Source organism: Arthrobacter sp. (assembly GCF_048266065.1).
In the GTDB taxonomy this organism is placed as follows: Bacteria; Actinomycetota; Actinomycetes; order Actinomycetales; family Micrococcaceae; genus Arthrobacter_H.
The window spans coordinates 34,512-41,823 of the sequence record NZ_JBLXAH010000016.1; the positions used below are offsets into that span (position 1 = coordinate 34,512).

Below are 7,312 nucleotides of genomic sequence, written 5' to 3' on the forward strand. Positions count from 1 at the left end.
GTCCCCGTCGCATGACAAAGGGCCCGGACCGTGGTGTTCCCACGTTCCGGGCCCTCCAGGCGCCTTGGCCTAGGAACCTGTGCTCAGGTGGCCTTCCTCGAGTTCGGCCGGCGTGTCCTGGCCCTCCAGCGCTGGTGTTTCCTCACGCCCGATGAAGGTGAACTTGGCCGTGTCACCTTCGCCGTCGACGTCAACGGTGATGGTTTGGCCGGCGACGATCTCCCCGAAGAGGATCTTCTCGGAGAGCTGGTCCTCGACTTCACGCTGGATGGTCCGGCGCAGCGGCCGGGCCCCCATGGCGGGGTCGTAGCCGCGCGTGGCCAGCAGCCGCTTGGCGGCCTCGGTCAGCTTGACGTGCATGCCCTTTTCGACCATGCGGACCTCGAGCCGGTCCACGAAGAGATCGACGATCTGGACGATCTCCTCCTGGGACAGCTGCGGGAAGACGACAACGTCGTCGACGCGGTTGAGGAATTCCGGGCGGAAGTGCTGGCGCAATTCCTCCTGCACCTTGGCCTGCATGCGGTCGTAGCCGGTCTTCGTATCGGTCGTCGACTGGAAACCGGTCATGACACCCTTGGAGATGTCACGGGTTCCCAGGTTGGTCGTCATGATGATGACGGTGTTCTTGAAGTCGACCACGCGTCCCTGCGAGTCGGTCAACCGACCGTCTTCCAGGATCTGCAGCAACGAGTTGAACAGGTCGGCGTGCGCCTTTTCAACTTCGTCGAAGAGCACCACGGAGAACGGACGGCGGCGGACCTTTTCGGTCAGCTGTCCGCCCTCTTCGTAGCCGACGTATCCCGGAGGGGCACCGAAGAGCCGGGAAACGGTGTGCTTCTCCGAGTACTCCGACATGTCGAGGGTGATCAGCGCGTCTTCCTCGCCGAAGAGGAACTCCGCCAATGCCTTCGCCAGCTCGGTCTTGCCGACGCCCGTGGGCCCGGCGAAGATGAACGAGCCGCCAGGACGGTTCGGGTCCTTCAGGCCTGCGCGCGTGCGGCGAATGGCCTGCGAGATCGACTTGATCGCCTCGTCCTGGCCGATGACCCGCTTGTGGAGCTCGGCCTCCATGTTGAGCAGACGGCCGGATTCCTCCTCGGTGAGCTTGATGACCGGGATGCCGGTCGAGTTGGCCAGCACCTCGGCGATGAGTTCCTCGTCGACTTCGGCGATCTCATCCATGTCACCGTTCTTCCAGGACTTCTCCTTTTCCGCGCGCTCTTCCTGGAGCTTCTGCTCCTTGTCGCGCAGCGAGGCGGCACCCTCGAAGTCCTGTGAATCGATCGCGGCTTCCTTTTCACGGCGGACGTCGGCGATCTGCTCGTCCATCTCCTTCAGCGCCGGCGGGGCCGTCATGCGACGGATCCGCAGGCGTGCGCCGGCCTCGTCGATCAGGTCGATGGCCTTGTCCGGCAGGAAGCGGTCCGAGATGTAGCGGTGGGCCAACTGCGACGCAGCCGCCAAGGCACCATCGGTGATGGACACCCGGTGGTGGGCCTCGTAGCGGTCACGCAGGCCGCGCAGGATCTCCGTGGTGTGCTCCACGGAGGGCTCCTTGACCTGGATCGGCTGGAAGCGCCGCTCGAGGGCGGCATCCTTCTCGATGTGCTTGCGGTACTCGTCCAAGGTGGTTGCACCGATGGTCTGGAGTTCGCCGCGTGCCAACATGGGCTTCAGGATGGAGGCTGCATCGATGGCGCCCTCGGCGGCCCCGGCTCCCACGAGAGTGTGGATCTCATCGATGAACAGGATGATGTCCCCGCGGGTGCGGATCTCCTTGAGGACCTTCTTCAGACGTTCCTCGAAGTCACCGCGGTACCGGCTGCCGGCCACCAGGGAACCGAGGTCCAGGGTGTAGAGCTGCTTGTCCTTGATGGTTTCGGGGACGTCGCCGCGAACGATGGCCTGGGCAAGACCTTCGACGACGGCGGTCTTGCCGACGCCGGGCTCACCGATCAGCACGGGGTTGTTCTTGGTGCGGCGCGAGAGCACCTGCATGACCCGTTCCATCTCGAACTCCCGGCCGATGACCGGGTCGAGCTTTCCTTCACGGGCGGCCTGTGTGAGGTTGCGGCCGAACTGGTCCAACACCACGGACCCCGCGGGCTGGCCCTCCGACTGGCCCTGCCCGACACCGGCACCGGCGGTTTCCTTGCCACCCTGGTATCCGGAGAGCAACTGGATGACCTGCTGGCGGACACGGTTCAGATCGGCACCGAGCTTGACCAGCACCTGGGCGGCGACTCCTTCGCCTTCACGGATCAGGCCGAGCAGGATGTGCTCGGTACCGATGTAGTTGTGGCCGAGCTGGAGCGCCTCGCGAAGCGAGAGTTCCAAGACCTTCTTGGCGCGGGGAGTGAAGGGGATGTGGCCGGACGGGGCCTGCTGGCCCTGGCCGATGATCTCCTGCACCTGCTCCCGTACTGCTCCGAGCGAGATGTTGAGCGACTCCAACGCCTTCGCGGCGACGCCCTCCCCCTCGTGGATCAGACCGAGCAGGATGTGCTCGGTGCCGATGTAGTTGTGGTTGAGCATGCGCGCCTCTTCTTGGGCGAGCACGACAACGCGACGGGCACGGTCGGTGAATCTCTCAAACATGCGGCACACTCCTAGCTAACGCGTACTGACGATGCTACGCATCAATCGGCGCCAGATGTCGCGTGTTCGCCGTGGGGATAACGGATCCTCCCACGGCGGAGCCGGTTCCCGGTTCCCCGGACTCCCCCAGCCCACGGGTGGAGGCGGTCAGGATTCGGGGTGTGCCTCACGGTAGGCGTCGATGACCTCGGAGTGCAGCCGCCCGCGTTCGCTGACCTTGAAGCCATTTTCTGCGGCCCACGAACGGATGGCAGGGGCTTCAGAGGCGGAGTACGCCGTGGAACGACGCGCCCTGGAGATGAACGGCGCGAGTGCCTCCCGCAGCTTGCGGGCGTTGTCCTCGCCGAGGTCGATCTCGTAGTGGCTGCCGTCCAAACCGAAATGCACGGTGTCCATGGCCGTACTCCCATCGAGATCGTCGATGAGTGTAATTTCAACCTTCCGTGCCACGGAGGGCTCCTCACTTCGAAGATGCGGGCAATGTTGCCGTGATGGCGGCGCGTCCCGCGCATGGCGTCAGATAATGCCTTTGGTGTTCGGGCACTATGCTACTGCGGAAACGACAGACAGACGACCGGGAAATCCTTAGTTGGCCGAGGGGTTTTCTTTTTCGTGATTCTCGGCAGCCTTCTGCATGGCCTCACGCTGCGCATCAGCTTCGGCCTCGGCCCGCCGTTCGTTGCGGTCCACCCGGAAGACGGCCCGCATGACGAACCAGAAAATCAGCGCGACGACGATGGTCGGCAGCAGCACTTCGACGTATGCCATGGGTTCAGGCCTCGGGCTTCAGCAACGGGTAAAGAATGGTTTCGCGGATGCCGGCGTCGGTGAAGAGCATGACCAGACGGTCGATCCCCAGGCCGATGCCGCCCATGGGAGGGGCGCCGTACTCCAAGGCACGCAGGAAGTCCTCGTCCAGTTGCATCGCCTCGTCGTCGCCCCCTGCGGCGAGCAGGGACTGTTCCGTGAGCCGTTCGCGTTGGATGACCGGGTCGATGAGTTCGGAGAATGCGGTTCCGCGTTCCATTCCTCCGATGATCAGGTCCCATGCTTCAATCACACCCGGGCGCGAGCGGTGTGGACGGGCCAGCGGCTGAGCGGCCGGCGGATAGTCGTAGACGAAGGTGGGGTCGATCAGCGTGGGCTCGACGATTTCGCCGAAGAGTTCGATGACCAGCTTCTCGGCGTTCCACTTCGGATCGATCTTGACCTCGTGGGCCGCTGCGATCGCCCGCAGTTCGTCGGCCGCGGTGTCCGGAGTGATTTCATGTCCGACCGCCTTCGACAATCCGGGGTAGACGCCCAGCCAACGCCATTCGCCGTCGAGGTTGATGGTGCCCTTGGCCGTCTCGATCTGCCGGCCGGCGCCCACGGCGTCGGCGGCGTTGAGGATGATCTCTTGGATGCGTTCGGCCATCACGAACTGGTCGGCATAGATCTCGTAGCATTCCAGCGTCGTGAATTCCGGGGAGTGCGTGGAGTCCACGCCCTCGTTGCGGAACAGGCGGCCGACTTCGAAGACCCGGGGAATGCCGCCGACCACGGTGCGCTTCAGGTACAGCTCGGTCGCGATGCGCAGCGTCATGTCCTGATCGAACGCATTCAGGTGGGTGTGGAAGGGCCGGGCCGAGGCACCACCGTGGACCAGTTGGAGCATGGGGGTCTCCACCTCCACGTACCCGTGTCCGTAAAGGGTGTCGCGAACGGCGCGGGTGACGGCGTCGCGCTTGTAGATCATCGCGCGGGCATCATCGCGGACCATGAGATCCGCATAACGCTGGCGCACTCGCGTTTCCTCGTTGAGGTCGGCATGCAGCACCGGCATGGGGCGCAGCGCCTTGGAGGCCATCTGCCAGTCTGTGACCATGACGGATAGTTCCCCGCGACGCGACGAGATGACCGCGCCCGTGACGAAGACGTGGTCTCCCAGGTCGGTGAGCCGCTTCCAGTCGGCCAGCGATTCCTCCCCGACATTCGCCAAGGAGAGCATGGCCTGCAACCGCACGGCTTCACCACTGGGACCGGACTCCTGCAACGTGGCAAAGCATAGTTTGCCGGTATTTCGGGCGAAGACGATGCGCCCGGCCACTCCGACGATGTCAGTTGTTTCCTCGCCCGCCTCGAGGTGGGCATACTTTTCGCGGATCTCGAGCAGTGTGTGCGTTCGTTCGACGCCTACCGGGTACGCCTCACGGCCGGAGTTGATCAGTTCGGTGCGCTTGGCCAGGCGGATCTCGCGCTGGTCGCGCGTGTCGAGGGTCTCGGCGGTTGCGGGGGCGGCAGGGGTCTGGTCAGCAGTCACAGTAATCGATTCTACGTGCTCCGGGTGGCGGTCGACCACGAATCCTGCAGCACTGTGCCCCCGATCACGATGCGGGGGTGGGCTCCCTGCGTCGTCGTGTCCGCGGCAGGTGCCGCGGGCACGACGACGCCGGATTCGGTCACCAGATCTCGACGCGTTCCGCTGGATCCAGCCACATGCCGTCGCCCGGCTGCGTGCCGAAGGCACGGTGGAAGGCATCCATGTTCCTCACCACCTGGTTGCAGCGGAATTCCCCCGGAGAGTGGGGGTCGGTGGTGATGCGCGTGATCATCGTTTCGGGTCGGGTCAACGACCTCCAGCACTCCGCCCAGCTGTGGAAGAACCGCTGGTCACCACTGAGCCCGTCGATGACGTCGTCCACCTCCAGGCCCCGGGCCGACAAGTCCAGCTGATACGCCTTGTATGCGATGCCGAGGCCGCCGAGATCACCGATGTTCTCGCCCAGGGTGAGCTTGCCGTTGACGTGCTGGTCCGGGGCTTCGGGCGGCACGAGGGCCTCGTACTGTTCGACAAGCTTTCCGGTCAGTTCATCGAAGGCGGCACGATCCTCCGGGGTCCACCAGTCGCGCAGTTGGCCCGTGCCGTCGAATTGGGAACCCTGGTCGTCGAATCCATGGCCGATCTCGTGGCCGATGACGGCACCGATGGCTCCATAGTTCGACGCCGGATCGCGGTCGGGATCGAAGAACGGGCTCCGGAGGATGGCAGCCGGGAAGCCGATCTCATTGAGCAGCGGGTGGTAGTAGGCGTTCACCGTTTGCGGGTACATGAACCACAGGTCCTTGTCGACGCCATCGTCGATCTTGGACAGCTCACGCATGAACTCGAACTCGTTGGCGCTGGCGACGTTGCCGATGAGATCCGTCTGGTCCGCCTCGATCGCACTGTAGTCGATCCATTTCACCGGGTAGCCGATCTTCGGGCGGAACAGGGAGAGCTTCTCAAGGGCGCGTTCCCGGGTCCCGTCGGTCATCCACGTCAGGGATCCAATTGACTCCCGGTAGGCCGCGATGAGGTTGGCCACCAACGACTCCATGAGGTCCTTGCTCCGTTGGCCGAAGTGCCGCTCGATGTAGAGCTGGCCGATATCCTCACCGACCGCACCTTCCGTGAACGCGACCCCACGCTTCCAACGAGGCCGCATCTCAGTGACGCCTCCCAGAGTGGCCGAATAGAAGGAGAAGTTCTCCTCAACGAATGGTGCCGACAGGTAGGCGGCGTTGCTGCGGACCACCTGGACGGCCAGCCAGTGACGCCAGGCCTTCAACGGCTGGCTTCGGAGCAGGCGCTCGACACCCTCCAGGTAGCTCGGCTGCCACACGTCGACCTCGGAGTAGTACTTCTCGTCAATGCCGGCACCCTCGAGCCAGAGGCGCAACGTCGGCTGCAACCCGAACAGGGCATCAGCGTCCATCAGGTTGTAGCGGGCCTGGGCGTCTCGGCATTTCACGGCATCCCAATGATGGGAAGCGAGTTCGGTTTCCAGCTCCACGACTGCGGCAGCTGCTTCTTCGGCATGCGGAACCTCTGCCAAGGCGAGCAGACGGCCAAGGTGTGCCCGGTACCCGGAGAGCATCTCGGCGAACTGGTCTTCCCGGTAGTAGGACTCGTCGGGCAAGCCAAGCCCCGACTGGATCAATGACAGCACGTTGCGCTCCGGTTGGCCCGCGTCGGAGTTGGCGCCGGCCTGGTACAGGCCCGATACGCCGCGGCGCTGCAAGTTGCCGCTGAGGGTCAGGAGCTGCTCGATGGTCGTGCAGCCGTAAACGGCCTTGAGGTCATCCCGGATCGGATCCATTCCCCGTGCCTCGATGGCGTCTTCGTCCATGAAGCTGGAGAACAGGGCACCAATGCGTTGCTTCCTGGCATCCACCAGCCCGTCGGTGTCGGCTGAATCCCCCTGGGCTTCCAAGATGATGGCATGGACGGCCGATTCAGCGTCATCACGCAGCTTCATGAACGATCCATAGCTACCCTGGTCCGCAGGAACCTCGGCTGTTGCCAGCCACTGTCCGTTCACGTGCCGGTAGAGGTCGTCCTGGATCCTTGTTTCGTGATCACGATGATCGGCCGGCAGCCCGGACTCGGTCTCCTTGGGCGAAGAGGTGGTTTCTGCAGTCATGGGTTCCCCATCGATAGTGGACGCGCGCACGTGGCGCAGATTTCGGTCTGCCACCTACCCTACTGACGCCAACCGCAGATCTTCTGGGCACCACCTCATGTTCCCCTGAACGCGAAACCAGGCCGCCCGGTGGTTGGTGGCTTAAATGACGCAGGGCCCCGGACTAATGTCCAGGGCCCTGGGCCTAATGATGGTCCGGCGGCGTCCTACTCTCCCACACCCTCCCGAGTGCAGTACCATCGGCGCAGTGGGTCTTAGCTTCCGGG

5 protein-coding genes are annotated in these 7,312 nt (G+C 64.1%); all 5 read right to left on the bottom strand.

All coding sequences use genetic code 11. The annotated features are described in order from the left end of the window. Nucleotides 1–69: 69 nt before the first annotated feature. Complete coding sequence (locus tag ACN0TP_RS17770; RefSeq protein WP_417221191.1) at nt 70–2,601, bottom strand: ATP-dependent Clp protease ATP-binding subunit; 2,532 nt, start codon at nt 2,599–2,601, stop codon at nt 70–72. 147 nt (nt 2,602–2,748) lie between these two features. Beyond that, nucleotides 2,749–3,051, bottom strand: coding sequence for a histone-like nucleoid-structuring protein Lsr2 (locus tag ACN0TP_RS17775; RefSeq protein ID WP_417221192.1), 303 nt, complete (start codon nt 3,049–3,051; stop codon nt 2,749–2,751). 135 nt (nt 3,052–3,186) lie between these two features. Next, complete coding sequence (locus tag ACN0TP_RS17780; protein WP_417221193.1) at nt 3,187–3,369, bottom strand: hypothetical protein; 183 nt, start codon at nt 3,367–3,369, stop codon at nt 3,187–3,189. A gap of 4 nt (nt 3,370–3,373) precedes the next feature. Continuing rightward, nucleotides 3,374–4,903 (bottom strand): lysine--tRNA ligase, encoded by a 1,530-nt coding sequence (gene lysS, locus ACN0TP_RS17785; protein WP_417221194.1) that lies wholly within the window; start codon nt 4,901–4,903, stop codon nt 3,374–3,376. A 139-nt stretch (nt 4,904–5,042) separates the two neighbouring features. Continuing rightward, on the bottom strand, nt 5,043–7,046 hold the full coding sequence (locus ACN0TP_RS17790) for a M13 family metallopeptidase (protein ID WP_417221195.1): 2,004 nt from the start codon (nt 7,044–7,046) through the stop codon (nt 5,043–5,045). Nucleotides 7,047–7,312: the final 266 nt, after the last annotated feature.